Here is a 25,714-nt window from a genome sequence, read left to right as displayed (position 1 = left end):
ATGCGTATGCGTCGTTCTCCGGCATCTCAGCCAGAAGGAATCTCGATCTCCACCGCCAAGAAGTTTCTGTTCCTGCTCGGCGCGGCCACTCTCGTCATCGGTATCCCCGCGTACGCCGACACCCAGCAGCCCGCGTCGGGTGAGCCCGTCGCCATGGGCCAGATCGTCTCGGCCGAGGACAGCGTCTACGCCCTGGCCGAAGACAACTCCGCGGTCTACGAGTGGTCCTCCGACACGGTCAACTGGCAGAAGGTGGGCGGCCCCGCGAAGGACCTCTACGCGAGCGCCGACGCCGTCTACGCCACCGACCCGGCCACCGGCGATCTCAACAAGTACAACGGCGAGCCCGGCCAGTGGTCCCGCATCGGCGGCGCCGGCGCCGACTTCGCCGCCACCAGCGAGCACCTGTACGGCATCGGCCCCGACGGCACCGGCGTGTGGGAGTACACCGGCCAGGGCGACGCGTGGACCAAGGTGGGCGGCCCCGCCAAGGACCTCTACACCGGCCCCGCCGCCGCCCTGTACGCGACCGACCCGGCCACCGGCGACCTCAACAAGTACGAGGACGGCCAGTGGGCCGGCATCGGCAGCTCAGGCGCCACCTTCGCCGTCACCGACAACAACGTCTACAAACTGACCCCCGACCGCTGCTGCGTGTGGGAATACGACGCCGAGCACAGCCAGTGGAACAAGGTCGGCGGGCCCGCCGGCGAGATCTTCAGCAGCAACACCCTGTACGCCACCAACCCCGACACCGGTGACCTCTACAAGTACAACGGCCGACCCGAGCAGTGGAACCGCGTCGGCGGGCCCGCCGCCGCCTTCACCACCAGCGGCGACCGCCTCTACCGCCTCGCCTCCGACCACCGGTCCGTCCAGATGTACAGCGGCAGCGGGGCGGACGACCAGTGGACCGACCTCCACGCGCCGACCGCCCCCACGGTCTCGGACGACAAGCTCGCCCGGCTGAACAGCCTGACGCAGGAGGGAGAGGATGCCCGCCGCGCCTGGTACACGGCCCTCTACGAACACCAGGCGGGCTCGCCCGACCCCTACGAGTTCGACTGGTCCACGAACGGGTGCAACGCGCCCGCCCCCGACTCCATCGGCGGCTTCGACTTCACATTCGCCTGCTACCGGCACGACTTCGGGTACCGCAACTCCAAGGCCCTGCTCGGCAAGGAGTCCTTCCACAACAGCGTGAACGGAGACTCCGGCAAGGACCGCATCGACCGCGTCTTCCACCAGGACCTGAACACCATCTGCGAGAGCCGGGACTGGCCCGTCGACCACACCGCCGTCGAGCGCGCGCTGTGCCGCCGGGCGGCAGGCCTCTACTACCAGAGCGTCCTCGCGGCAGGCCTGCTCGAGACCCGGTGATCCGCTGAACCACCCGTCGCCCGGCCGGCGCTCCGTCGGCCGGGCTTCGGCTACGCGCCGAGCGGGGTGGCGGCTCAGCCCTTGCTGACCGCCGCCAGGATCTCCGGCAGCCGTGCCGCCGTCCGCGGCGCGGCCAGCCGCAGGCCGCCCAGGGCGACCCCGGCGCCGTACGCCGTGCCCAGCGGCAGCAGCAGCCACAGCCGGTCGTGCGCCCCCGACTCGTGCATCCAGATCGTCACCGCCAGCAGCGGCGCGCAGAGCGCGACGCCGGTGAACATCCCGGCGAGGATGGACCGCCACGCGAGACCCACCTGGCCCGGCGCCACGTTCTTGTAGCCGCTGTCCTGCGGGATGGAGTACGGGTACAGGGCGGAGGCCAGGGCCCCGGTCGCCACCAGCGAGCCGAACAGCGCCAGGGCGAGGCCGAGCGCCTCGGGGGCCGCCGCCCAGTCGTCCATCAGCGCGGCCGCGCCCAGCACCACCAGCGTGACGTACGGCACCCCGATCAGCGAGAGGGCCAGCGCGCGTCCGCGCAGCTCCAGATAGGCCTCGCGCGGCGTGGAAATGGTCTGCGCCACCATCCAGAACGCCGAGGAGTCCTGCCCGAACTGGTTGTACATCTGCATGCCGAGCAGCCCCGCCGCCCAGCAGGAGGAGTAGACGCTGCCCGCGCCCTGGACGCTGGTGACGACCGGCAGCAGCAGGCCGATGGCCAGCGAGGTCACCCACGCCGACTTGGTCTTCGGGTCGCGCCACGCATAGCGCAGCGTGCGCAGCACGACCGTGCCGGTGCGGTCGTCGGGCAGCAGGCGCTGGAGCGCGGGCCGCCCGGCGGCCGAGCCGGGGCGCTTCCGGCCCGGCTCGGCGGCCTGGATGGTCGAGGAGTCGGGCGCGGTCATCAGATGGGTCAGGCCGCGCTGCCACCACCACAGCAGCAGCGCCAGCAGACCGGCCGACAGGGCGAGCTGGGCGGCCGCCGTCCCGTACGCGCCGTCGCCGACGCCTTGGACGGCGTCGATCGCGGCCGCGGGGGGCACCCAGCGCAGCACGTCCGCGAGCGGTTCCAGGGAGGCGAGCCCGTCCTGGCCGGACAGCTTGCCCACCCCTATGTTGACCAGCTGTGCGCCCACCGCCACGAACAGGCCGCTGAGCAGCGCCAGATCGCGGCCTCGGCGGCTGGTGAGCAGCCGGTTGTTGGCGGTCGCGACGGCGCGGGACAGCGCCACGCACAGCAGCATCGCCAGCACCACGGCGAGCACCCCCGCCGCCGCGGCCGCCGCGCCGTGCGCCACGGCGATCACCGAGCCGACCATGAGGGTCAGGGTGAACAGCGGGCCGACGCCGATCAGCGAGGACACCAGGAGGGCGACCACCAGCGGGCGGGGCCGCAGCGGCAGCATCACCAGCCGGGTGGGGTCCAGCGTTTCGTCGCCGCCGGGGAAGAACAGCGGCATCACGGCCCAGCCGAGGGCGAAGACCGCGGCGAGGAGGGTGACCAGCGCGGCGGCGTGGTCGTTGCCGCGCAGCAGGATCAGCCCGAGCAGATGGAACGCCGCGAAGAGGAGAGTGAGGACGACGGAGGTGATGTACGCGGCGCGGCGTCCGGCGGACTGCCGCAGTCCGTTGCGCAGCAGGGACAGCTTGAGCTGGACGAAGAGGGCGGTCAGCGGGCCGGTGGCGGTCATCGGGCGCCGCCGCCCAGCCAGTCGAGGTCGTGCCCGGTCGCTCGGTCGCTGGCGCCGACCAGCTCCAGGAAGGCGTCCTGGAGCGACGGCGCCGCGCCCCGCACCTCGTCCAGCGGGCCGTGCGCCCGGATCCGTCCGCCGGCCAGCACCGCGACCCAGTCGCACAGCGACTCCACCAGCTCCATGACATGGCTGGAGAAGACGACGGTGGCGCCGGAGCGGGTGTAGCGCTCCAGCACCCCGCGGATGGTCTGGGCGGACACCGGGTCGACGCCCTCGAAGGGCTCGTCGAGGAAGAGGACTTCCGGGTTGTGGAGGAGCGCGGCGGCCAGCCCGATCTTCTTGCGCATGCCGGTCGAGTAGTCGACGACCAGCTTGTGCTGCGCCCCCGCGAGGTCGAGCACGTCCAGCAGCTGGGTGGCGCGCTTGTGGACCTCGTCGGCGGGCAGTCCGCGCAGCCGCCCGGTGTAGTCGAGGAGTTCGCGGCCGGACAGCCGCTCGAACAGCCGCAGCCCCTCGGGCAGCACCCCGATCCGGGCCTTCACGGCGACCGGGTCGCGCCATACGTCGTGGCCGCCGATCTCGACCGTGCCGGAGTCGGGCCGCAGCAGCCCGGTCACCATCGACAGGGTGGTCGTCTTGCCCGCGCCGTTGGGCCCGACCAGCCCGATGAACCGCCCGGCGGGCAGCTCCAGATCGATCCCGGCGACCGCGACCTGCTCCCCGTAGCGCTTCCACAGCCCCCGTACGAGCACGGCCGGTATGGCAGCCTTCCCGTGCTCCTCCGGCTCCTTCGTCACGCGGTCCCCCTCTTCGACGCGCGGGGGCCAGGTCGACGCCCCCGTCCGCCGCCCACGATAGGCGCATGGCGCGCGGGGAGGCCGGTACCCGGCGCGCGGCGGCGCGTCTCAGCGCCGTCCCAGGGCTGTCCCGGCGCCGCCCCGGCGCCCTCTCAGCGCCCGTCGCGGCCGCAGGCGTAGGCGAGGGCGCTGACCAGCTCCTCGGCGTCCGGGAGCCAGCGGTTGGCGGCGGTCGGCCGGCGCGCCCACTGGACCGCGCCGTGCCGGCCCACGCGGGTGGGCGGCGCGACCACGTAGTCGCCCTCGCCGCGCGCGACCAGGTCGATCGACGACGGCGGCCAGCCCTGGTTCCGCACCAGGTGGGGGATCTTGGCGGCGGCGCCCGGCAGCACGAAGAAGAGCATTCTGCGCTCCGGGGTGGAGGTGACCGGGCCGAGTTCGACGTCCCTGCGCTCCATCCGCGCCAGCGCCAGACAGCCCGCCGTCTCCGGCACGTCGAGGGCGTCGAAGGTGCGGCCGGTGGGCAGCAGGATCGAGGCGTGCGGCGTCCTGGCCCACGCGCGGCGCGCCACGACGGGGCTGCCGGTCGCCTGGTCCGCCCAGTCGGCGCGGGTCGGATGGGCGCCGGGGGAGGGGCAGTCGGCCGCGCCGCAGCAGCATTGCTCCCAGCACTGGACCGCTCCGTTCACGGGCTCGAGCCAGGCGCCGGGGAGCACGTCCCAGTGCCGCTCCTCGGCGTAGCGCACGGCCGCGTCCCGCAGCGGTTCCCCGCGCTGCTTGGGGATCTGTGGTGCTCCTGTCACATCTGTCACGTCTGTTGCGCCTGTTGCGCCTGTCGCGTGCATGCTCTCGTCCACGACCAGCACAACTCGAGGGACCGGCAAGGGTTACGCCCCCCGGCCCGCTCCGGGGGCCCGCGGGAGCCCGTAGGTCGCACGATTCGGGCATGCGGGGCGCATGGGTGCATGGCCGGGGGCGCGCATGGGGACGCGGCTGTGTGAGCGGGTAGCCACCATGCGTGACGGGCGTACGAGTGTCCGGTAGGCCGTGCCGTGTTCCAGGGCGCGGCCTCCGGGTTCCTGTCGGCGCCGTACGCGCACGATCGCGGTCAATTCGGGCAAGTCCTGCATTCTCCGCACATGCCTGGCGTATCCGCGATATCTGCGGGGCACTGATCAACAGGGACGGCATCCGCCGTAAACGCACAGCAGTCACTGGGGGTAAATCCATGGCCGCTAGGCCGCTTGTGGCGCGGCAGCCGAACGAACGGCTGCAAGCGCTCATCCAGGAAGCCGCGTGCTCCAACGCCGGCTTGGCGCGCAGGGTCAACATGTGCGGCGCCGAGCACGGTCTCGATCTGCGCTATGACAAGACCTCGGTCGCCCGCTGGTTGCGCGGCCAGCAGCCGAGGGGCCGGGCTCCGGGCATCATCGCCGAGGCGCTCGGCCGCAAGCTCGGCCGTACGGTCACGATCGACGAGATCGGCATGGCCAACGGCAAGAACCTCGCCTCGGGGGTGGGGCTCCAGTTCTCGCCCACCGTCCTCGGCGCGATAGAGCAGGTCTGCGAGCTGTGGCGGAGCGACGTCGGGCGCCGCGACTTCCTGAGCGGTTCGACGGTCGCCGCCTCGGCGCTGGTCGAGCCCAGCCGCGACTGGCTGATCACCGGGACGGACTCCCAGGTGGCGCGGACGGCCGGGGCGAAGGTCGGCAGGTCCGACGTGGCGGCGGTGCGGGCGACCACCGACGCGCTCGTCGAGCTGGACCACCGGTACGGGAGCGGGCATGTGCGCCCCGTCGTCGTCCACTACCTGAACAGCGTGGTCTCCGGGCTGCTGGCGGGCTCCTATCGCGAGTCGGTCGGGCGCGAACTGTTCGCCGCGGTCGCCAGGCTGACCGAGCTGGCCGGCTATATGGCGGTCGACACCGGCCAGTCGGGGCTCGCCCAGCGCTACTACATCCAGGCGCTGCGCCTGGCGCAGGCCGCGGGGGACCGCGGTTACGGCGGGTATGTGCTGGCCGCGAGCATGAGCCATCTCGCGGCCCAGCTCGGAAACCCGCGGGAGATCGCCCAGTTGGCGAAGGCCGCGCAGGAGGGCGCGCGCGGACAGGTGCCGCCGCGCGCCGAATCGCTGTTCCTGGCCGCCGAGGCCCGGGGCCACGCGCTGCTCGGGGACGCGCGCGCCTGCCAGGTCGCCGCGGGCCGCGCGCTGGACGCCATGGAGCGGGCGGTGGGCAGCGGCGGCGAGTCCGGCGACGAGCCGCCGTGGATCCGCCACTTCGACCACGCCTACCTCGCCGACGAGTTGGCCCACTGCCATCGCGACCTCGGCCAGGCCGAGCCCGCCAGGCGCCGCGCGGAGGAGGCCCTGGAGGGCCACCCGGAGGGGCGGGTGCGGCGGCGCGCGATCGGGCTGTTGCTGCTGGCCACGGCGCATGTGCAGCAGCGCGAGGTGGAACAGGCCTGCCACACCGGGACGCAGGCGGTCGAGCTGCTCGGATCGCTGCGCTCCAACCGGGGGATGGAGTATCTGGACGACTTCCAGCAGCGGCTGGAGCCGTTTCGGGAGGAGCCGGTGGTGCGGGAATTCGGGGCGCGGATGGAGGTGCAGGTGGCCTGAGGCGGTGATGAGCGTCTCGTTGTCCCGCGAGTCCGCCGGGCACCGTGCCGTCCGGGGACCCGGTAGCGTGAGCCGTTGATTCCGTACGTTCGCAAACCAAGGAGTCCCGGTGACGCAGAGCGGACAGGGGAACGAGCCGCAGCTGCCTGCGGTCCCGCCCGCCCAGCCCGCGCAGCCCGTGCGCGAGGGGGTCGTGCTGCCCGCTCAGGGCGATCAGCGGGCCCACGAACCGCATCAGGCGGCCCCGGCGGGCGGTCAGGCCTGGGGGCAGCCATGGGGGCCGCAGGGCGCCGGGCAGCCCGGCGCTCCGGCGTCGCAGCCGCTGCCGCAGCCTCAGGGGGGCGACGCGGCCCCCGCCCAGCAGGGCTGGCAGCAGGACGCGTCACAGAACGGCTTCCAGAACGCGCCGCTGAGCCCGCCGCCGGGAGCGTACGGACCTCCGCAGGGCGCGCCGCCGCCCGCCCAGGGGCAGCCGTACGCCCAGCATCAGCAGGGCTGGCCCGCGCCCGGTCAGCCGCAGCCGCAGGGCCAGCACCCGCAGCCGCCCGCGCAGCACCCGCAGCACCCGCAGCCGCAGGGCGGGGCGCTGCCGCCGGACAGACAGGCGCAGCCCTTCCCCGGAGCCGCCGACGCGACCCAGATGCTGCCGCCGCAGTCCGGCTTCGGCGGGCCGCCCGCGGCCGACTCCGACGCGACGCAGTACATACCGCCCGTTTCCGGGCAGATGCCCGGCGCGATGCCGCTGCCGCCCGAGGGCGCGGCCCCCGCCCCCGCGGCGCCCCCCGCCCAGGCCGCCCCCGGCCAGGCCCCCGCGGGTGCGCCGCTGCCGCCGGAGAACCGGCCCGCGCACCCCGAATCGGACAACGAGTCCACCACGCTCCTGCGGGCGGTCCGCCCGGGCCGCGCCCGCCACGGCGCCCCGCAGGCCGCCCCGGGCCAGCAGCCCCAGCCCGCCCCCGCCGCCGAGGAGACGCAGGTCCTCCCCGGCCCGATCCCGGCCGCCGGGCCGCCGCAGCCGCAGGGCCACCGCGCCCAGCCGGGCGGCCCGCCGCAGTCCGGCCCCACGCCGTACGCGATCCGTCCCGGCATGCCGGGGGACCGGCCGCCGCCGTCGGAGTTCGACGGCCTGTTCCGCGCCGACGGCGTGCCCGAGGCGGCGGACTCCACGCAGCAGCTGCCGCAGTTCAGCGACCAGGGCCCGCAGCCCCCCGCACCCGCACCCGCCGACGGCGGCGGCCGGGGCAAGCGCGGCGGCCGGAAGATGACGCCCGCGGTTCTCATCGGCATCGTCGTCGCGGGCTGCGCCCTCGCCGGCCTCGCCGCCGGGGCGGCGCTCAGCAGCGACGGCGACGATGACAAGGGCGGCAAGAAGGACTCGGCCGCCGAGAGCCAGACGCCGGACACCAAGACCGACGAGCAGACCAAGGCGGCGGACCCCGTCGAGACGCAGGCCAAGGCGCTCGACGCGCTGCTCGCCGACAGCAACAGCAGCCGCGCGGCGGTGATCAAGGCCGTGGAGGACATCAAGTCCTGCCAGAACCTGTCCGACGCGGCCACGAATCTGCGCACCGCCGCCGGGCAGCGCACCGGCCTGGTGACCCGGCTGGGCAAGATCTCCGTCGACAAGCTGCCCAACCACGCCGAGCTGACGACCTCCCTGACCAAGGCATGGCAGTCCTCCGCCACGGCGGACAACCAGTACGCGGCCTGGGCCGACCAGGTCGGCGGCAAGAAGGGCTGTCACAAGGGCAAGGCCCGCAGGACCCCGAAGGTGGGCGCCGCCGAGCGGGCGAGCGTCGAGGCGACCACGGCGAAGAAGAGGGCGTCCGAGCTGTGGAACCCGATCGCCACGCAGTACGGGCTGACTTCGCACCAGGCGACGGAGCTTTAGCCGGCTTTCCCTGTCCCGCGCCCCGGCCGAGAGCCGGGGGCGTGGGACGGAGGGGGTCAGGTCAGCGGGGTGTACCGGCGGAGCGTCTGCGCGACGTCCACGAACCCCTTGCGGACCGCGACCAGCCGCCCGTCCCGCACCACCTGGTAGGTCACGTCCGCGTTCACGATGCGCGGGTAGCCGTGGATGGACAGCATGTCCTTGTATCCCCAGCGGAGCTCCGGCGTCAGGCCGCCGGTGCCGACCGTGTGGCCGTTGTCCAGCGTGCGCCGGATGGAACGGGCGCTGATGTCGTCGGCCTTCAGCGAGTCCAGGACGGACCGCAGCGCGGTGTAGGCGATCCAGGTGGTCTGGGTGCCGGGGTCCTCCGCGTCGATGCGGGCGTCTTCGAAGGCGTATTCCTTGATGACCTTCTTCATGGGCGCCCAGCGCGGATCGTCCGCGGCCGGGTACCAGCCCGTGGCGTACGCGCCCTCCAGCGGGCTCTTGCGGCCGCCGGTGCTGTCCACGAGGGACTGGCGGACGCTGCCGAGCACGGAGGCGATCCGTACCTTCGGGTGGTCCTCCTGGAGCCGCCGGAAGGAGTCGAAGAACGTGCTGGTGCGCTCGCCCAGCGCCGCGGTCACACAGGAGCCGGTCAGCTCGGCGCCCTGCGTGGCGCTGCCCAGGGAGGTATTGGCGCCCACGCCGTTCAGGGCGGCGCGCGCCTGCCGGGTGTAGTCGCCGGCGTCCTCGGGGGCGCGTATGTCGGTGGCGGCGCGGCGCTTGCCGGCGGCGAGGCCCGCGTCGAGGAGTTCGGGCAGCTCGTCGCCCGCGATGGTGTCGGGGCGGACCAGGGAGACGCGCCGGCACACAGACGCCAGCTGCCGTCCGTTGCCGGCCAGCAGCGCGGCCTGGCCGCCGTTGACCGGGTAGGAGTACGGGCTGTCGAACTCCTCCTGGGTCAGCCCGTATCCGCCGATATAGGGGATGCCCGAGCCCTCCAGGGCGGAGATGAAGTAGCGGCCGAACTGGCTGTACGAGCCGACGACCGCGACGACATTCTCGTCGGCGGCGCGCCGGGCGCAGCGCGCGGCCTCGGAGGGGTCGTTGCGCTCGTTGCAGGTGAGGACCTTCAGCTTGCGGCCGTGGATGCCGCCGGTGTCGTTGACCCAGCGGGCGTACGCCTTCGCCATCGCGGGCATCCCGGGCATATTGGTCGCTTTGGTGTTCTCGGGCGCCCAGGTCATGACCGTGATGGGGTCCTTGGCGTCCGACCCGGACAGGACGCCGCAGCCGGTCAGCGTCCCCGCCCCGAGGGCTGCGCAGAGCGCGGCCGTGAGCCACGGCCGGGGGGAGAAACGTCGCCATCCGGTCATGACATGTGAGCGTGGCGTTCCGTACGTAACGGGGCGGCTATCGCAATTGACAGGAAAGTGACGAGAGGGTGAATTGCGGGGGTCGATGCATGTCCGTCTATGAAGAACGTACGATCGATTCCCGTGCAAGGTTCAGAGAAGTCTTCCCGTCGCGGCCGTCGCTCGACCACCATGGGTGGCATGCCTGTCAACGACATGCCGTGGTGGCGCTGGCGCAGCAACGTGCGCTCGGCGCTGCACATGCTCTCCGACCCCGTCTTCCAGCAGGAGTGCTGGCTGGCGGGCCGGGACGGATACGGGGACGTCACCGACGCCGTGTACCGGCTGGTGGAGGACACCTGGCTGGACAACTGGTCGGCCGAGAAGTACGTCGGCACGATCTTCCGCGACTCGCAGGAGGCGGCGCTCGTCGATGTCGCCGTGCTGCGGGTGCTGCGGATCATGCACCAGGTCGGTGCCGACGCCCTGCCCTTGGCCTACCTGGAGCACCACGGGTGGCCGGAGGCCGTCCGGGCGGCGCGCGACGCACATGTGCGGCTCGCGGCCAACGACGGCGAGGACCCGGACCTGCCCCCGCACACCCTCGAAGTGCTGGCGATCATGACGCGCTCGGTCTAAGACCGTCCGGCAGTAGGGCCCGCGGCCGCGCTCGGTACTGCCGGACGGTCTAGGGGGCGCGGGTGTGCGACGCTATGGAGTCATGAGCCAGTCGCATTCCGCCGCCCCCGATCAGTACATCCTCACCTTGTCCTGCCCGGACAAGGGGGGCATCGTGCACGCCGTGTCCAGCTATCTCTTCATGACCGGCTGCAACATCGAGGACAGCCAGCAGTTCGGCGACCGGGACACCGGGCTCTTCTTCATGCGCGTGCACTTCCGGGCGGACTCGCCGGTGCGGGTGGAGGACCTGCGGGCGAGCTTCGCGGCGGTGGGCGAGTCCTTCCGGATGGACTGGCAGATCCACCCGGCCGGCGAGAAGATGCGCGTCGTGCTGATGGTCAGCAAGTTCGGGCACTGCCTGAACGACCTGCTCTTCCGCTCGCGGATCGGGGCGCTGCCCGTGGAGATCGCGGCGGTGGTCTCCAACCACACCGACTTCGCGGAGCTGGTCGGCTCGTTCGGGGTCCCCTTCCGGCACATCCCGGTGACCAAGGAGACCAAGGCGCAGGCCGAGGCGGAGCTGCTGGCGCTGGTGGAGGCCGAGAAGGTCGAGCTGGTGGTCCTGGCCCGCTATATGCAGGTGCTCTCGGACGACCTGTGCAAGCGGCTGTCGGGACGGATCATCAACATCCACCACTCCTTCCTGCCGAGCTTCAAGGGCGCCAAGCCCTACCACCAGGCGCACGCCCGCGGCGTGAAGCTGATCGGCGCGACGGCCCACTATGTGACGGCGGACCTGGACGAGGGCCCGATCATCGAGCAGGAGGTCGAGCGGGTCGGCCACGGGCTCACCCCGGACCAGCTGGTGGCGGTGGGGCGCGATGTGGAGTGCCAGGCGCTGGCGCGGGCGGTGAAGTGGCACAGCGAGCGGCGCGTGCTCCTCAACGGCCACCGAACCGTGGTCTTTGCCTGAGCCCTCTTTCCGGGCGGTTCACAGCCGCGACAGCGAGGCCGTCGCGAAGAGCACATCGCGGATCGCCTCCGTGTCGCCGAGCTGCCCCGCGGCCGCGTCCTGGGGCGGCACATGCCCGGCGGCCAGCTGGTAGAAGGCCTCGCGGTCGAGGGCGATCTGGGCCACCACCTCCTCCTGGGAGGGCAGCGCGGCGGGGGAGTCCAGCGGGATGAGCCACTCGCCGCTGCCCTCGACCTCCAGCTGGAGCGTGCGGCCGGGCGCGCCCGCCTCGACCAGTTCCCGGGGCGGCCCCGCGAGCCCGGCCCGGCGGCGCTCGGCGAGGGCGTCGGGCAGCAGCCGGGCGCACAGGTCGACCATGGGTTTGAGGTGGGCCGAGGCGGGCGGCTCGTACGGGTAGTCGATCGCCTCGGCGATGTCCCCGGCGTGCACCCAGCACTCGAAGGCGCGGTCGAGGAACGCATCGCCTATGGCCAGCGAGAAGTCCCCGTACGGCACGCGGAGATCGCGGACGCCGCGCCCGGCGAAGGACACGGTCCGCACCAGGGCGTGGCCCTGCTCCCGCCACGGCTCGCGCACGGCCCCCGGCTCGCCCGCCGCCCGGGGCTCCGGCGCGGGCCCGCCGTGCCAGTACGCCTCGGTGCGGGCCGCCGGGGAGCCCTGCGCGTGGGCGCCCAGCGGGTCGGGCAGCCCGAGGGACGAGGCGAGCATGCCGTCGACCACCATCAGGTGCCCGATCACCCCGGCGACGGTGGTGTCCCGCGCTGCCGGCCGATCCCCGTCGAACCATCTGAGCCGCACCGGCGCCCGCCACTCCGCCTCGCCCATGTCGCGCAGCAGCGCGTCCAGCCGGGCGGCCTCCGCGTCGTACACCCCGGCCCAGTCGGGCACCGGGATACGGGCCGGGCGGCGGCCCAGGCAGCCGGCCAGCACGCGGGAGCGCAGCAGCGGGTCGAGGTCCAGGCTCTGCTCGGTGTGCAGCAGGCCGACCGCGTCGCGCAGCCGCAGAGCCTCCTCGGCGCACGGGGTGCAGTGGTTGAGATGCGCCTCCACGGCGGCGGTCTCCTCGGGGGAGCAGGCGGTCAGGGCCCAGGCGCCCAGCAGCGACTTCAGCACCGCGTGCGAGAGCTGCGGCGGGGCCAGCGGCTCGCGCGGCGCGGGCACCCCGTCCACCGGGGGCGCCGGGCGCCAGTGGGGCCAGCGGCCGCTGTCCTCGGCGGCCGCCCGCGGCGGGGGTATGCGCGGCGCCTCCGCGGGCTCGGGCGCCGACGGCGGCTCGTCGCCGCGCCCGGGACCTCCCGTGCCGTCACCCGGCCTGTTCACAGCGCCCGTCCATAGCCGGGCGGCGGAACGGAGTCCGGGGGCGGGACGTTGGCCGTCGCCAGCAGCTGTAGTCCCAGCCGCAGTCGGCGCCTGGCCTCGACCTCCGTCACGCCCAGCTCGGCCGCGGCCTGGCGGTAGTCGCGGCGGTCGAAGTAGGCCAGTTCGAGGGCGGCGCGCAGCGGGGCGGGCATGGAAGTGACGATGTAGTCGGCACGCGCGGCCACGGAGGCCTCCCGGATCCGCTCCTCGATGTCCTCCTGCGTGCGCGCCGGTTCGACGGCGGCCCGCGCCTCCGCCTCGCGGAGCCGGTGCACCGCCTGGCGGTGGGCGAGCGTGGCGATCCAGGAGCGCAGCGAGCCCTGCTTGGGGTCGTACGCGTCCGGGTTCTCCCAGGCGTAGCCGAACACTTCGCGGGTGACGCGGTCGGCGGCCTCCTCGTCCTGGAGCACGCGATAGGCCAGGTTGTGGACGAGAGAGGCGAACCGGTCGTACAACTCGCCCAGCGCGGCGGCCTCGCCGCGCGCCAGCCGCTGCTGCATCCTGCGGTCCCAGCGGGGCGGTGCGTCGCTCGTCATACGGCCCCCATCCCTCGTGGTCGAGTCGTCCGGGCGTTGCCTACGTCATATCGAATGTAGTTGGGGGGCTGGTAGAACACGCGCCCATGCGGCAAAGTGCGGCGCGGTGGGGCTGCGGATGGTATTGGGCCCGTCACTTTGCGCAGGAATCCCGCGACGAAACGCTTCCGCACGGCATAAGGTCGTCATCTCTGGTTCGTGCCGGGGGGTGTTTGGTGGGGCGGCGGGCGGGCAGCCGCTGGGGAACAGGCAATTCCGGATAGCGGGCGAGCGAAGGGCTTCGAGCGCGTGACGTTGAAGGTGATGGAGGACCGTCGGGGGGAGTGGGTCGTCCTCCAGGTCTCCGGAGAGATGGACCTGGTGACCTCTCCCGCCGTCCGGCAGCACGTGCACGAGGCGGTGGCCGAGGGCCGCCACCGGCTGGTGCTCGATCTCCAGGAGGTCCGCTTCTGCGACTCCAGCGGGGTCGGCGTCCTCATCGCGGCGCGCCGGCTGATGCGGTCCTGCTCCGGGCGGCTGCGGCTGATCCTGCCCCCGCAGGGCGCCGCTCACGGCTCGCATGTCCACCGCGTGCTGGCGGCCCTCGGCGTCCGCCGCCTCTTCGACGTCTACCCCGACCTGGCCGCCGCGACCGACACGGCCGCGGACCCGCTGAGCGCGTAGTCGTCCCGGAAACTCCGTGTGCGCCTGAGGGTTTCAGGTTCTTCGGCCGCGGCGTGGCCGTCTGCTGCGGTGGGGTCCGAACCTCGAGGTGCAGGGGTGGACTCCGGTTGTGTGCCGCGATGTGCCGCTTGGCGGCCGGGCGCCGCATCGCCTCGGCGACGGTGCCGGCAGCCGCCCGGCATGGGCCGGGCGTGCTCGCGGCTCTGCCGGGTCCGGTTACGGGTCCCCGCTCCGCTCGCCGAGGTAGGCAGCGCCTGGCGCAGCGCTGCCCACAACTCCGCCTCGCCGCGCCGGGACGGGTCGGCGGGCCAGGTGGCCGGCAGCGCCACGACCACGGCTGACGACGCGCCGGGACGGTGCCGTTGAGCCACACCGACGACCACTGGCCCTCACGCGACTGGGCACGCGCCACCGAGCGGGCCCTCGACGCGCTGGACGAGGAGTGGGAGCACAGCCCCTCGCCACGGGACCGCCTTCCGCTGTTCCGAGCTCTTCAGGGCCCATCACACGACCATCTTCTCGTCGGTCTCGAACAGCTGCTTCTCGATGGCGGAGAGCATCAGTTGAACGGCGTGCGAGCCGCCGCCGCGGCCGACCTTCCACAGCGCCCGGCCGCGCTGGCCCGCGCCCCAGGACGCGATCAGCTCGCACTCGGCGTCGGTCAGGCCGATGGCCTCACGGGTGAGGTTGAGCGGCTTGGTGTCCTGCGCGAGTTGGACGCGGGTCTCACAGGAGGCGATCAGGTCCTTGGCGATGGCGACGGACTCCGATCCGGCCGCGCCGACCGCTTCGAGGTCGCTGAGGCGGTGGGTGGCGAGCACCTGGATGGTGCCGGTCGCCCGGGACAGCCTGAGGTCGGCGTCGATCTTGCGGACCATGGCGGCGCCTCCGCTGCGCATCTGCCGCCACAGCTCGTCCCGCACCACGATCCAGGGCCGGCCGGGACGGTCGATGGCGGCCTGAGCCCAGGAGGAAACACAGGTCAGCACCATCGCCACGGTCTCGTCCCCGTACTGCTCCAAGGCGGAGATGTCGACGGACTGGATCGGCGCGTCCCAGTCCAGGGAGATGGAGGTGTGCTCGTCGAACAGGCCGCCCAGATGGCCGTGGATCATGCCGCCGAGGGCAGAGCGGATGGAGGCCATCTGCTCCCGCGCGGTCTGTACGTCATCGCCGCGCACCCGCAGTTCACGCGCCATGCGATCGGTGGGGTCCTTGAGCACCAGGTAGACGCGCGGCAGGGTGGGGGTTTCCCGGCGTTGTTCGTCGGCTTGTGCCAGCTCACCCGTCACCTCCCGTACCGCGATGTCCAGGCACTCCTCCTCTTGGGGCAGGAGGTTGCGCCGCAGCTGGAGCTCCAGCAGGGCCTTCAGCAGGGTGAGGCGTCGGCGGTGGATCTCTTTCAGCCGCGCTCGCAGCATCTCCCGGTCGGTGATCTTGTGGAGGTCCTGACCCAGTGGTCCGGCGTCCAGGGGGTTGAGGCGCCCGGGCAGCCCGGGACCCAGCCGGACCGGCTCCACGCCCAGATGGCGGCAGAGCTGCTGGTACTCGCCCTTGACATCGCCCGCGATCAGTGTGCGGTGGCCGAAGGCCATCAGCCGGAAGCAGAGAGCCTTGATATGGGCGCTCTTACCGCTGCCGGGAATGCCGGTGATCATGACGTTGGGGTTGGTGCACAGACCGTGGCTCACCCAGGCCGCCGGGTGGGCGGAGAACGCCTGTGTGGTCAGGGTGTTCCAGCCTATGTAGGCGCCGAGCGGGGGAAGGCCGCCGGCGTGCAGAAAGGGATAGATGCCCGCGGCCCGCGCGGTGTCGGCGCGGAAGACCTCCGACCGTACGAGCGAGGCGGCCCGTCCGGCATACGGCTGTCGCCAGCCCTTCTTGGGGGCCACGCGCATGGCGCTTTCGGGGTCCTCCAGCAGCCGGGCGCGGCGCAGTTCGCGTGCGCTGGGCCGGGGGGTGGACGGTGCCGTCCCGGTGTCGGCCTCGATCAGGTTGGTTACCGGGGCGGCTTCGAGCGTGGTGTCGTCGAACCGGCGGCGGTTGAGGGAAAGGCGCATCAGATGCCCACCCGCCGGTCCGGCAGCCCCTGGCCCAGCGGCAGCGCCGCGGCCGCGAAGCCCGCGTCCTGGGCACCCCACATCCGCCGCATCTCCAGACCGGCAGCCGAGGCATCGGCCTGGAGCTCCGCGCAGGCGATCTCCAGTTCCTCCTCGTCCATCACGGTGACGGCCAGCAGACAGGTCAGCCGGACCACGCCCTCGCCGGACGCCCGCGCCACGTCCTGGGCGCGGGCGGTCATCGACTCGCGGCGTTCGTCCTCGGACTCCACCCGGCCGGTCTTGGACCGCAGCTGCCGCGCGGCGTCGCGCTTGGCCTTCTCGCGCGCGAGCTCTTGACGTGCCTTGGCGGGGCCGATCGGCTCGTACACCAGCGACAGTGAACGGCGGGCGTTGCGCCGGGGCCGCAGCAGAGGCTGGAGGAAGGTGGCGTACACCTCGGACTGGGGCAGGCCGCGCACCTGGTAGGACACGGTCCATGCCCCGTCGTGCCGGTACACGCCCCAGCCGGTCTCCGCCGCGGCGGGTCCGGCCACCGTCGGATCGACGCCGGGCGGGGCGCCCTTCCACTCGGGGTCGTGTGCGGCGGCGCTGCGGGCGGCGAGCATCAGCTGCGCCTCCGGGTCGTAGGCCGTGCGGATGGCCTGGGCGACCTTACGGGGCGTCAGCAGCTCCTCGATCTGTAGACCGGCGCTGCTCAACGTCCCCTGCATGGCGTGGATCTCGCGGACCAGCACGGCGGCGGCGCCGATCTGGCCACCGCCGGCTCCCTTGACCGCCAGGCGTGCGCGTGCGGAGGAGAAGGTGATGGACAGAAAGGTCTCGCGGATGGTCGCCACCGGCCCCGCGGTGACCATGAGTTCATCCAGGGCCTGTACCGCGGCGGGCGGGGCGTCGGGGGCGGTGTGGCGCTCCACCCATGACCTCAGCTCGGTCCCGTCGTCGGGGAGGGAGCGCTGGTGTACGGAGATCCTCGTGATCGCCCCGTCTTCCTTGCACTGCGAGCGCAGGAAGGCGGCCCAGGCGCCGACGCGGGCGTTCTGCTTGTCCGTGTCGACCAGCGCCAGGCCGGGGAAGGCGATACGGGCGATGGCGGTGTAGGTGCCGCCGACCGGGTCGTGGACGACGCCGAGTTCGCCGCCCAGCCCGTCGGACGCGTTGAGGATGCGCAGGCGGGCGAGGACTCCGGGCAAGTCCATCGGCTGCTCCCCGGACTTGGTGCGGGGAGCGAAGGCGCCGGAGAGGAAGAGGTTCTTCTTGGTGGCCACGGCGATCTGATGCCTCACTGCGAGAATGATCCATTGATCCGCCGACAACCCCATGACTCGCCCGAGGGCGAGCAGGAGCAGCAGCAGGGCGAGGGGGAGGCAGACGAGTGTCGCGGACCAACTCCGCTGGTAGAGCGGGAGCAGCGCTACGGCGGTCGCGGCCGCCACCAGGGCGAAGCCGGGGCCGGACAGGTTGCCCATGAATCCGATGCGCTCGGACTGCCAGCCGCCGTAGGTGGCGGGCTCTGAGATCGGCATGGGCTAGTCCCTCCACGTGTAGGAGTCCGGTGGAGCCGCGATGGTGTGGTCCCCTCCTGGCGGGAGTGGCGGAGCCGAGGTGTCCGCGGGGGCATCCCGCTCCAGCGTTGCGGAGTACCCTCCCGCCGCGGGCGGCGGTGGTGCCGAGTCGTCGTCGTCCCCGCCGCCGCCCCCGCCGCCCCCGCCGCCGCGCTGACCGCGGCGACCGATGATCACATGGCGGTCGGCACTGGAAGCCGGACCGAGGCCGGCGTGGGCCGCGGTGTTGGCGCCCGCGTCCTCCAGGATGTCCTTGCCGACGGCCGCGGCTTGCAGGCCCAGGCTCACGACACCGCCGAGCTTGCTGCCGAAGCCGCCGGCACCGCTGCCGTTCATGAATTTGGACCAGAAACCGCCGCCGCCGCCGGAGTTTGAGCCGCTGGAGGCGGTGGAGGCGTTGTCGTCCTCCAGCCCCATGGTGAAGCCGGCGCCCCCGCCCATCATGCCCGCGCCTCCCATCTGCGGCCGGGACTTGGAGGCATTCACCGACATATTCGATCCCATCGCGCCGAAGAGCGCGGAGCCGGTGCTGTTGCCGTCGCCGTTGGTGGTGAAGGTCATGAACCTGGCGATCACCGGCCAGGCGAAACACGACAGGACGAAGATCATCAGGCCGACCAGGACATTGCGGGCGCCCTTGCCCTCGCTCATGGCGTTGAAGCCGATGGAGAAGCAGATCACGATCACCGGCTTCATCAGGATCAGCGCGATCACCGCGTTACGGGCCTTGGGCCACCACTCACGGGTCGAGTCCGCCATCTGCCCCGCCAGGACGATGGGCATCACGGCGACCAGGACCATGAGCCCGGCCTGACGCATCAGCATCTCGATCCACAGCGCTCCGATGGCCAGGATGCACAGGATGCCGACGACGATGACAAAGCCGACCGAGGAGGCCAGCATGCCGCTGCCGGTGATCAGCGCGCCGCCGGCGGCAGCCGTCCCACCGGCGGCGCCCAGCCCGGCGAACAGCTCGCCGAGCTGTGTCTGCATCGCCTTCGCCGCGTCCTTCTCTCCGGAGCCGCCGCCCTTGAAGGTCTCATTGATGACCGCGGTGCTCAGCTGGTCGGACCAGTCGAGCGCGGTCTGGATGGCGACCACGTAGACGGCGAGGATGATCGCCCATTTGGCCAGTCCGGTGAGCGCGGTGGCGAGCGGGGCACCCTGCTGGCTGATGGCCAACTTGCCGAACTGGAGCAACAGCAGAAAGGCCGCGAGCAGCACGGACAGGCCGGTCATGATGCTCATCGTGGAACCGATACCGGTCTGCCCCAGCTTGATGGTGGACCAGCTGTTGAACGCGTCGGCGAACTGCTTGAGCACCCATACGACCGACTTGCCGATGTACTCCGCCGCCTTGGTGAGCATGTCGGTCGCCAGACTCGCGACCGCGTCGCCGACCCACTCCCATGGCGTTTTCACGTTGATCATCGGGTAGTTCGAACCATGCTCGTTCGAGCAGTCCTGGAACGTCCGACCGTCGTTCACGCACTTGGTCATCAGCTCATTGAGCTTCTTGTAGTTCTTGTGGTTGTGGTCGGCCTTCTCTCGCCACTCCTTGAGCTTCTTGAGCTCGTGTTTCTTCAGGTCATCCTTGGAACAGCCGTCCATGACATCGCTGCACGGCTCATAGGTGCCGGGTATCTCACCGATGGCCTTCTCTGTGTCGCAGCGTTTGACATCGGCCCCCAGCGTGGTGTTGCACCAGTGGTTCTGGTCATCGAGGCCGATGCCCGGAGACCAGCCGTTGCCCTTGCCGTCGTCGCTCCACTCCTTGGGCGGGTCCTTCGGAGGGCCGTAGTCGACATAGCCCTTGGGATCGTCCGCGGAGGCCACGGGGGCGCTCGCCGCGCCGACGCCGAGACAGAACACCAAGGTCAGCAACAGGGTCAGAGCCCGCCGGAACCGGTCACGCCACATGCGCCACCTGCCACCAACCGCTCTGCCAGGAGATGGGGCTGTCGGGGTCGTAGGACGCCGGGAAAGTCCGCAACTTGCGATAGCGCGGCTCGTCGGTGATCTTCCAATCGCCGTCCTCCCATATGAGGAGGAGGTCGGTCGTCTCATCCTTGATCGGCTCGTTGGCCGGGGTGCCGTCCGGTTTGGTCGCGTAGCGGTCGTAGTTCAGCCAGACCTGGACAAGACGTCGATTCACCAGCGGCGTCGCCCGGATCGCGTTGACGTTGGTGGTGAAAGTCAGACCCCCCGGCACGCCGCCGGAAGGCGCCAGCCCCGCGGCTTCGCGCACCTTGCGGACCTCGGAGACCTGCTTGTCGATGTAGGCGGAAGAACCCCTGGAGGTGACGGCCGACAGCTGTTGCCGGGTCCTGACATCGTCGAGAAAGGGTGACTCCTCCAGGTAGTAGACGGCGGCCGAGACGGCGCCGGGCCCGGTGCGGGGGAAACCGACGGAGAAGCCGTCCTTGCCGCTCTCAGGCTTCAGGAGGTGCATGGGCTTGGCCTTCGCGGGAGTCATCTTGCCCCGCGAGGACGCCGACGGGGTCGGATGAGGTGTGCTGGACCTGCGCTCGCCGGAGGGCGCGGCCGACGCGCCCTGGCCGCTTACGGCGTTGGTCAGCAGAACGCCACCGCCGACGAGCAGGGCGAGCGCCAGTCCCCCGATGGCGACCAGGCGGACGCGGGCCCGGCGGGCCGCGCGGTCTTGGTCTTCCATATCCGCCTCAGTTCGACATGTTGTAGAAGCCCATGACCAGACCAGAGGTAACGCCGATGCCCACCCCGGAGATCAGGCTCCAGAGGATCGAGGATTTGCCCCGGGCGGCGAGACTCGCCCGCTCGGTGTTGTGCCCGATGGCCACCAGACCCCAGCCGACGAGGCCGCCCAGTACCGCCAGAGAGAGCCCGCCGCCCGCGGTCCAGGCGAGAATCGTGCTGGTGGGCGTCCGGATCTCGCCGGGCAGCTTGGGCTTGTAGTCGGGAACGATGGGCTTGTCGGTCGGGTCATCGGCGGCGAGGAACTGAAGGTGCGGGTCGTTGGCAATGGCATGCAGGGACTGCAGAAACTGACTCATGCAGGAACCTTTTTCGAAGCGATGCGGGCGGTGTCGTGGACGCGGGGCGGGGCCGCGGTCTGAGTACGCGGCACGGCAGCCGCGGGGAGTGGATCACCCCAGGCGGCCTGGGCCGAGCCCACCACCGCGAGGGCGAGTTGTCGGCCCGCCTCCAGCGAGCGTGGTTTCAGGCGGGATGCGTCGCGCATCCCGTGGGCGCGGATGCGCGGGTCATAGGGCACCTGGACGACCGCCCGGACTCGAGGTTCGAGCATCGCGGCGGCGGCCTTCACCGCGGCGGGAGACCTGCCCTCCCCGATGCCGGTCAGGGCGACGATCACGCGGTGAAGGGGAAGCCCCTCCGCCGAGGCGGCCTTGACGGCGGTCTGAAGGGCCTGGACCCCGGATCCGGTGGTTGCGGCGCACAGAACCGGTACGGAGAAAGGGAGTTCGCACCAGCGGGCCGTCAGTCCGGTGGAGCCGGCGCAGCGCGCGGTGAGCACATCGTGAGCGACCGGATGGACGGTGTCCGCGACGACCGCCTGCCACCCGCCGATCGCCGCCAACTGGTACCAGGCGGCCGGATCTTCGGGGAGGGGCAAGGGTGGATGACTCCACTCCTGATGATCGGTGAGCACCTGCCATGTGCCGCCGCTCGGAGCCGGAAAGCGGGACGCTGCCGCCTGGACCTGACTGTGGGTCAGCGGCCGGTCCGGCGGGAGCGAGAGCAGGCCCGTTCCGGGCTCGGCGCTCCAGGCGGGCCAGGGTGAGGACAGGCGTGGTCCTGTGTCCAGTACGACGGTCGAGCCCATCGCCGACAGGGCATAGGCCAACAGGCCGGCCGTGGTGGACCGTCCGCTGCCGCCAACCGCGCTCAGCACGGGTACTACCAGCCGGTTTTGTGGTGTGAGTGACATCACAGACTGCGTTTTCACTATGCCCCCCCGCTTGCAATCACTTTCACCGCAGCGAATGCCCCGAAATGAGCGCTTGGCGACGGCGGCGACCGCGACAGGCCTGGCCGCAAAGTGAGCGTTTAGACGGCGGCCACTCGGGCAACGGCGGCCGCAATAGTGAGTGTCTAGCAGACGACATCAGGTCATGTCCACGTGATACTGGTGTGGCCACTGTGATAGAAACACACCCTCAACTTTCCCTCAACACCCGAGCGGCCTGCTGCCAGTTGGGGGAGGATCACCCAGGTGGGGCGGATTGCAGTGCACAGCACCGATCCGTCCGTGAAAGCGGAATGATCTATTCCTGACGCTGCCGCTCGTTCGAGAGTGCAAACTGCGGCAATTGGTGGCAGGCACGGTGCCGCCCGGGGGGCCCTGAGTGGATATCAAACGTGGGCTGAAGCTGGTGCTTGCGGCTTCGCTGACTATGCCGTTCGGCTTGATAGTGGGTGTCTTCGTGCTGGCCTCCCTGTCCGACAGCGGTTCGACCCCACTGGACCCCGGTCTGGCCGGGGGGTCGTTGAAAGTCGGGCGCGGCGGGGTGCCCAGTCAGTACGAGGGACTCATCGTGCAGGCCGCCAACGACTGCAAAGCCGGACTGTCTCCCTCCATACTTGCCGCGCAGTTGAAGCAGGAGTCGGGCTTCAATCCCAAAGCCTCATCGCCCGCCGGGGCCCAGGGGATCGCCCAGTTCATGCCGGGCACCTGGAAGACCTGGGGTGAGGGCGGGGACGTCTGGGACCCCAACGATGCGATACCGGCACAGGGCAGGTTCATGTGCTCGCTGCTGAAGCGGGCCAAAAACCCCGCCAAGTACAACGACTGCCCGACGGAGACTGTCACGGACCCCTCGCAGTACAACGGCTCCCCGACCGAGTTGGCGCTGGCGGGCTACAACGCGGGCTGGTGCGCCGTTGAGCGCTACGCGGGCGTGCCCCCGGCGTCGTTCGCAAAGGGCCAGACGTACGACTACGTCAAGATCATCATGGCGTCGTCGCGCCAGCTGACCCTCTCCGGCTCCTCCGGCGGCTCCTCCGGCGCCTGGACGCGGCCGACGAGCGGTGCACTCGGGACCGTTTATCACGCGACCGGCGCGCACTGGTCCAGCGGCTACCACACAGGCATCGACTTCACCGTACCGACCGGCACGACCGTCAAGGCCGTCGGCCCCGGCACCGTCATCACGGCCGGCCAAGGGGGAGCCTACGGAAACCAGATCGTCATCCGGCACGCCGACGGCAAGTACAGCCACTACGCCCATCTCTCCTCGCTGAGCGTCTCGAAGGGCGACACGGTCAAGGGCGGCCAGAAGATCGGCCTGTCGGGCGCCACGGGCAATGTCACCGGCCCGCACCTGCATTTTGAGATCCGTACCGGGCCGGAGTACGGGTCGGACGTCAACCCGATCCCTTACCTGCGCCAGCACGGCGTGAGCATCTGACGAGCTGGGCCAGGGCCCGGATCCGGGAACCAGTGCCGAACGGACGACGTGAGGTAATTCATGGACGAAGAGGAGACGTTCGCCCCATGGGGCACCGTCAGCCCCGCCTTCTGGGACTTCACCGCGCTCCAGCCCTCGCCGTCGCCGACGGCCGAGCAAGCGGCGCGATCAGCTCCGGCCGCCCTCGCGGCCTCCGGTCCCCAGGCAGCCTCCCGGCTGTCCGCCGCCGAGCCGGTGCCCGACCCTGGGCCGAGGCCGCAGCCACGGCAACCCGCACAAGCAGCGCCCGAACCGCCTCCGGCGAAGTACCGCGAGCGCGTGGCGACCGTTACCACCGCGTTTCAGACAGGGGACCGGGGGCATCTGGCCTGGGCCACGATCGAAGCGGACCAACTGGACCAGCAGATCACCGCCGAGTTCGGCCCGGCACACCCGCACACCATCAATATGCGCGAGTTGCGGGGCTGGCTCGCCCATCTGATGGGGCACCATGCCACCGCTGCCCGCTGGTATCTGCACACCACCAGCCTTCAGGCGGCGGTGGTGGGACATCACCACTCGCTCACCCGCGCCTCGGCGCGGCGGGCCCTCTTCACCTGGACATCCATCACGGACCCACAGGAGAAGCTCAGCGTCGGGGCGGATGTCCTGGCCATGCTCGCCGCAACCGGCGGCCGGGACAGCAAGGCGGCCAGGAGCCTACGGGCCCGGCTGGACAAGCTGCGCGCCCAACACTAGGCGGGGAGTGCCGTCGGGGGGTCACCAAAGCCGCCGGGCTCCGGGGGTGGGAAGCCGTTGCCCCACCCCCCACTCGCCGCATGCGCTCTACGACCGCGACCGCTTACGGATCCGCAGGGAAGCACGCGCCGGCATACGGGACGCCTCAACTGGTGTCGCAGCTGCCGGCTTCGATTCGCCGAAGGCGCGGTCATACTTCTCGCACATCTCCGTGCCGATGCGCGCGCGCATCTCCGGGTCCTTGAACCACGGTGTCGCCGAGACCTTGAGGGGCGGAAGATTGCCGGACAGGATGACCGCGACGTCCTTCGGCAAAGTGCGCAGGTAGTCGATCGGGGCGAGCCGGATGTCCTCGACGCCTTCGTTGGCCGTTATCCTCTGGTGCCCTTCCTGGTGCGTGTATCCGAACCTGTGCTGTGAAACGGATTGATCTCCGATGAGCCGGGAGAGCCGGTCCAGTGTTGTGTCGTCCGAGGACCCGGGTAGGTACACCCGGGTCGTGTGGTTCCCCAGAACCGTGGGGGCTCGCGTGGCGTAGAGCGTCGCCACCTGTGACTCGTCCTGCCAAATCGACATGATGACGATTCCGAATCCACGGTAGGTCGCAGCCATCTTGTCGAGGGTCGGCAGCGGGGCGACGTTGGCGGCTTCCTCGAGCAGGAGCAGCGGGGGGTTCACCAGGGGACCGGCGCCCTGTCGCCGCTGGCGCTTCCGACAGGCTCGAAGGTAGGACATCGCCACCGACTGGAAGACGGGGCGCAGCATTTCTTGTTCTTCCTCGTCGCTGATGGCATAGACGGTGCCACCCGTGTCCAGGACGTGTTCGATATCCAGAATCCGGAGGCCGAAAGGGCTGTAGGGTTTCCCCTCCTCATCAAACCTGATATCCGTCGTCGCCGCCATCTGCGCGGACATGAACGGCTTCAGAATGACGTCCGCATTGGCGAAGATCACGGAGCGGTCCTTCACGTGACGCTTCTGGGTTGCCGACAGCCCACGCCTGGCTATCGCCAGATCCTCCTTCGACGCCTGATCATCGAGTTCGCGTTCATATTCGTCGAAATGCCGCTCTATCGCCTCGAAGTCTTGGTAGCCGATCCAGTTCGCAATGTCCTGCATCGTCTTGTTGGTCTTCCTGGCGATCCACAGCATGGGCCCCATGCATATCTGCGTGAGATTGATCCAGTAGCGCGCCTCCCCATCCTGGCTGGCGTTCTCCATCGCCGCTTCGGAGAGCCATAGAGCTATCTTGTCGGCATCGGAAAAGTCACGAATCGCCATGAGTGGAGACCACGCGCACAGATATTTGCGCTGATCCTCCGGCCACTCTCCTGCGGGATCAAAAATATAAACCGGTCGACCAAGTGTCTCTGCGCGGTAGTTCAGGGTCAGATCCGCGATGTCATTTTTCGTGGACGTGACGAAGATGGCGTCGGGCCAGGTCAGTATGGTCGGCACAACGTATTTCACCGTCTTTGACGAACCCGTTGGGGCGATGACCGCGACCGAGGTGTAGCGCGAGGTCGCCAGCCTGGCCTCCGGGGTGCCCACCACCTCACCCAGGTAGACGCGCCCGGAGAGATTATTCCGGTCAGGGACCAAGAGAGATTCTACTTCCGAGGGCTTCGCCCAGATGACTGAATTATCCCGTTGTGCCTTACGGACCTTGATGTGCCGCGAGCGACGCTGCTGGGCCAGCACGCGAAAAATCCAGCTGAGCACCATCTTCACGATGGCCCCCACCAGGATGACCAATATGACGTAAACCGACCAGAACAACCAGTCGGGTCCCAGCAGTGGCCGATCCACAACCGACCACGCGAGCGCGCGGTCGTCCCAGTGGACGACCAGGTCGATGACCATGGGAAACGTTGTAGAAAAGGGCTGGGCAGGCCAACCGCCGTTTGTGACCAGCGCGACAAGTCCCCCCGCCGCCCATGCCAATACCCCGAGAACCCAAACTATCGCCAGCAAGAGGGCCACACCTGCGGCGATCAGCTCATCCGTCGACCACACGTGGCCGGGCATATCGGTGACGGACTTACTTTTCGCGCTCTTGGACACGCCGTCGGTACCTC

At 70.7% G+C, this 25,714-nt stretch carries 21 protein-coding genes; 8 read left to right on the top strand and 13 right to left on the bottom strand.

All coding sequences use genetic code 11. The features are described 5' to 3' along the window. Positions 1–1,380: a phospholipase A2 gene (locus ACH4S9_RS30590; protein WP_398374703.1), complete on the top strand. Its 1,380-nt coding sequence runs from the start codon at positions 1–3 to the stop codon at positions 1,378–1,380. Positions 1,381–1,454: 74 nt separating this feature from the next. On the opposite strand, the gene ACH4S9_RS30585 is transcribed toward ACH4S9_RS30590, so the two are convergent. The 3 genes from ACH4S9_RS30585 to ACH4S9_RS30575 all read right to left on the bottom strand — a co-directional run bounded on the left by ACH4S9_RS30585 (position 1,455) and on the right by ACH4S9_RS30575 (position 4,710). Continuing rightward, complete coding sequence (locus ACH4S9_RS30585) at positions 1,455–3,065, bottom strand: transporter (RefSeq protein WP_385345347.1); 1,611 nt, start codon at positions 3,063–3,065, stop codon at positions 1,455–1,457. After that, complete coding sequence (locus ACH4S9_RS30580) at positions 3,062–3,865, bottom strand: ABC transporter ATP-binding protein (RefSeq protein WP_358845312.1); 804 nt, start codon at positions 3,863–3,865, stop codon at positions 3,062–3,064. The genes ACH4S9_RS30585 and ACH4S9_RS30580 overlap by 4 nt, the downstream gene beginning before the upstream one ends. 152 nt (positions 3,866–4,017) lie before the next feature. Further along, positions 4,018–4,710 (bottom strand): bifunctional DNA primase/polymerase, encoded by a 693-nt coding sequence (locus ACH4S9_RS30575; RefSeq protein ID WP_398374702.1) that lies wholly within the window; start codon positions 4,708–4,710, stop codon positions 4,018–4,020. A gap of 383 nt (positions 4,711–5,093) precedes the next feature. On the opposite strand from ACH4S9_RS30575, the gene ACH4S9_RS30570 reads away from it, so the two are divergent. Both ACH4S9_RS30570 and ACH4S9_RS30565 read left to right on the top strand, forming a co-directional pair. After that, the gene (locus ACH4S9_RS30570) at positions 5,094–6,485 is read left to right on the top strand and encodes a transcriptional regulator (protein ID WP_311724392.1); all 1,392 of its coding nucleotides are present in this window, start codon (positions 5,094–5,096) and stop codon (positions 6,483–6,485) included. 109 nt (positions 6,486–6,594) lie between these two features. Beyond that, on the top strand, positions 6,595–8,376 hold the full coding sequence (locus ACH4S9_RS30565; RefSeq protein WP_398374700.1) for a hypothetical protein: 1,782 nt from the start codon (positions 6,595–6,597) through the stop codon (positions 8,374–8,376). 56 nt (positions 8,377–8,432) lie between these two features. On the opposite strand, the gene ACH4S9_RS30560 is transcribed toward ACH4S9_RS30565, so the two are convergent. Further along, positions 8,433–9,734 carry an ABC transporter substrate-binding protein gene (locus tag ACH4S9_RS30560; RefSeq protein ID WP_361184085.1) on the bottom strand — a complete coding sequence of 434 codons (1,302 nt, stop codon included), beginning with the start codon at positions 9,732–9,734 and terminating at the stop codon, positions 8,433–8,435. A gap of 99 nt (positions 9,735–9,833) precedes the next feature. Here ACH4S9_RS30560 and ACH4S9_RS30555 point away from each other — a divergent pair, with 99 nt between their 5' ends. Both ACH4S9_RS30555 and purU read left to right on the top strand, forming a co-directional pair. Beyond that, positions 9,834–10,352, top strand: coding sequence for a hypothetical protein (locus ACH4S9_RS30555; protein ID WP_311724389.1), 519 nt, complete (start codon positions 9,834–9,836; stop codon positions 10,350–10,352). Positions 10,353–10,434: 82 nt separating this feature from the next. Next, positions 10,435–11,307 carry a formyltetrahydrofolate deformylase gene (purU, locus tag ACH4S9_RS30550; RefSeq protein ID WP_361184083.1) on the top strand — a complete coding sequence of 291 codons (873 nt, stop codon included), beginning with the start codon at positions 10,435–10,437 and terminating at the stop codon, positions 11,305–11,307. An 18-nt stretch (positions 11,308–11,325) separates the two neighbouring features. Here the strand turns inward: purU and ACH4S9_RS30545 are convergent, their stop codons facing one another. Further along, a complete protein-coding gene (locus ACH4S9_RS30545) occupies positions 11,326–12,627 on the bottom strand; it encodes a zf-HC2 domain-containing protein (RefSeq protein WP_385345338.1) in 1,302 nt (433 codons plus the stop codon). Beyond that, positions 12,624–13,202 carry a sigma-70 family RNA polymerase sigma factor gene (locus ACH4S9_RS30540; RefSeq protein ID WP_398374697.1) on the bottom strand — a complete coding sequence of 193 codons (579 nt, stop codon included), beginning with the start codon at positions 13,200–13,202 and terminating at the stop codon, positions 12,624–12,626. Before ACH4S9_RS30540 ends, ACH4S9_RS30545 begins: the two co-directional genes overlap by 4 nt. A 303-nt stretch (positions 13,203–13,505) precedes the next feature. Here ACH4S9_RS30540 and ACH4S9_RS30535 point away from each other — a divergent pair, with 303 nt between their 5' ends. Then, positions 13,506–13,865, top strand: a complete 360-nt coding sequence (locus ACH4S9_RS30535) for an STAS domain-containing protein (RefSeq protein WP_311724385.1) — start codon at positions 13,506–13,508, stop codon at positions 13,863–13,865. Between the two features lie 503 nt (positions 13,866–14,368). Here ACH4S9_RS30535 and ACH4S9_RS30530 read toward each other — a convergent pair. From ACH4S9_RS30530 to ACH4S9_RS30505, 6 genes are all read right to left on the bottom strand, one after another. Continuing rightward, positions 14,369–15,763, bottom strand: coding sequence for a type VI secretion protein (locus tag ACH4S9_RS30530; RefSeq protein WP_385345384.1), 1,395 nt, complete (start codon positions 15,761–15,763; stop codon positions 14,369–14,371). 161 nt (positions 15,764–15,924) lie between these two features. Then, positions 15,925–17,451: an SCO6880 family protein gene (locus ACH4S9_RS30525; RefSeq protein WP_311724383.1), complete on the bottom strand. Its 1,527-nt coding sequence runs from the start codon at positions 17,449–17,451 to the stop codon at positions 15,925–15,927. A 3-nt stretch (positions 17,452–17,454) separates the two neighbouring features. Then, positions 17,455–19,410, bottom strand: coding sequence for a hypothetical protein (locus ACH4S9_RS30520; protein ID WP_398374694.1), 1,956 nt, complete (start codon positions 19,408–19,410; stop codon positions 17,455–17,457). Then, on the bottom strand, positions 19,400–20,164 hold the full coding sequence (locus ACH4S9_RS30515) for a hypothetical protein (RefSeq protein ID WP_311724381.1): 765 nt from the start codon (positions 20,162–20,164) through the stop codon (positions 19,400–19,402). Before ACH4S9_RS30515 ends, ACH4S9_RS30520 begins: the two co-directional genes overlap by 11 nt. Positions 20,165–20,171: 7 nt before the next feature. Next, entirely contained in the window at positions 20,172–20,522 is a 351-nt protein-coding gene (locus tag ACH4S9_RS30510) for a hypothetical protein (protein ID WP_311724380.1), read from the bottom strand. After that, on the bottom strand, positions 20,519–21,382 hold the full coding sequence (locus ACH4S9_RS30505) for a hypothetical protein (RefSeq protein ID WP_311724379.1): 864 nt from the start codon (positions 21,380–21,382) through the stop codon (positions 20,519–20,521). Before ACH4S9_RS30505 ends, ACH4S9_RS30510 begins: the two co-directional genes overlap by 4 nt. 454 nt (positions 21,383–21,836) lie before the next feature. Here ACH4S9_RS30505 and ACH4S9_RS30500 point away from each other — a divergent pair, with 454 nt between their 5' ends. Further along, positions 21,837–22,898, top strand: coding sequence for a peptidoglycan DD-metalloendopeptidase family protein (locus ACH4S9_RS30500; protein WP_398374692.1), 1,062 nt, complete (start codon positions 21,837–21,839; stop codon positions 22,896–22,898). Between the two features lie 60 nt (positions 22,899–22,958). Then, positions 22,959–23,636 (top strand): hypothetical protein, encoded by a 678-nt coding sequence (locus ACH4S9_RS30495; protein ID WP_398374690.1) that lies wholly within the window; start codon positions 22,959–22,961, stop codon positions 23,634–23,636. Between the two features lie 87 nt (positions 23,637–23,723). On the opposite strand, the gene ACH4S9_RS30490 is transcribed toward ACH4S9_RS30495, so the two are convergent. Next, complete coding sequence (locus ACH4S9_RS30490) at positions 23,724–25,700, bottom strand: type IV secretory system conjugative DNA transfer family protein (protein WP_385345328.1); 1,977 nt, start codon at positions 25,698–25,700, stop codon at positions 23,724–23,726. Positions 25,701–25,714 lie beyond the last annotated feature (14 nt).

Source organism: Streptomyces sp. NPDC021225, assembly GCF_044332865.1.
GTDB lineage: Bacteria > Actinomycetota > Actinomycetes > Streptomycetales > Streptomycetaceae > Streptomyces.
The sequence above is the reverse complement of the archived record's forward strand: the minus strand, read 5'-3'. Positions and strand labels throughout refer to the sequence as shown.

Excerpts from the sequence above, each read along its gene's own strand:
- ACH4S9_RS30590 (WP_398374703.1), top strand. The coding sequence starts at position 1 with ATGCGTATGCGTCGTTCTCCGGCATCTCAGCCAGAAGGAATCTCGATC.
- ACH4S9_RS30520 (WP_398374694.1), bottom strand. The coding sequence starts at position 19,410 with ATGTGGCGTGACCGGTTCCGGCGGGCTCTGACCCTGTTGCTGACCTTG.
- ACH4S9_RS30515 (WP_311724381.1), bottom strand. The coding sequence starts at position 20,164 with ATGGAAGACCAAGACCGCGCGGCCCGCCGGGCCCGCGTCCGCCTGGTC.
- ACH4S9_RS30535 (WP_311724385.1), top strand. The coding sequence starts at position 13,506 with ATGGAGGACCGTCGGGGGGAGTGGGTCGTCCTCCAGGTCTCCGGAGAG.
- ACH4S9_RS30585 (WP_385345347.1), bottom strand. The coding sequence starts at position 3,065 with ATGACCGCCACCGGCCCGCTGACCGCCCTCTTCGTCCAGCTCAAGCTG.
- ACH4S9_RS30540 (WP_398374697.1), bottom strand. The coding sequence starts at position 13,202 with ATGACGAGCGACGCACCGCCCCGCTGGGACCGCAGGATGCAGCAGCGG.
- purU (WP_361184083.1), top strand. The coding sequence starts at position 10,435 with ATGAGCCAGTCGCATTCCGCCGCCCCCGATCAGTACATCCTCACCTTG.
- ACH4S9_RS30530 (WP_385345384.1), bottom strand. The coding sequence starts at position 15,763 with ATGCGCGTGGCCCCCAAGAAGGGCTGGCGACAGCCGTATGCCGGACGG.
- ACH4S9_RS30510 (WP_311724380.1), bottom strand. The coding sequence starts at position 20,522 with ATGAGTCAGTTTCTGCAGTCCCTGCATGCCATTGCCAACGACCCGCAC.
- ACH4S9_RS30555 (WP_311724389.1), top strand. The coding sequence starts at position 9,834 with ATGAAGAACGTACGATCGATTCCCGTGCAAGGTTCAGAGAAGTCTTCC.
- ACH4S9_RS30525 (WP_311724383.1), bottom strand. The coding sequence starts at position 17,451 with ATGCCGATCTCAGAGCCCGCCACCTACGGCGGCTGGCAGTCCGAGCGC.
- ACH4S9_RS30560 (WP_361184085.1), bottom strand. The coding sequence starts at position 9,734 with ATGACCGGATGGCGACGTTTCTCCCCCCGGCCGTGGCTCACGGCCGCG.
- ACH4S9_RS30575 (WP_398374702.1), bottom strand. The coding sequence starts at position 4,710 with ATGCACGCGACAGGCGCAACAGGCGCAACAGACGTGACAGATGTGACA.
- ACH4S9_RS30495 (WP_398374690.1), top strand. The coding sequence starts at position 22,959 with ATGGACGAAGAGGAGACGTTCGCCCCATGGGGCACCGTCAGCCCCGCC.
- ACH4S9_RS30570 (WP_311724392.1), top strand. The coding sequence starts at position 5,094 with ATGGCCGCTAGGCCGCTTGTGGCGCGGCAGCCGAACGAACGGCTGCAA.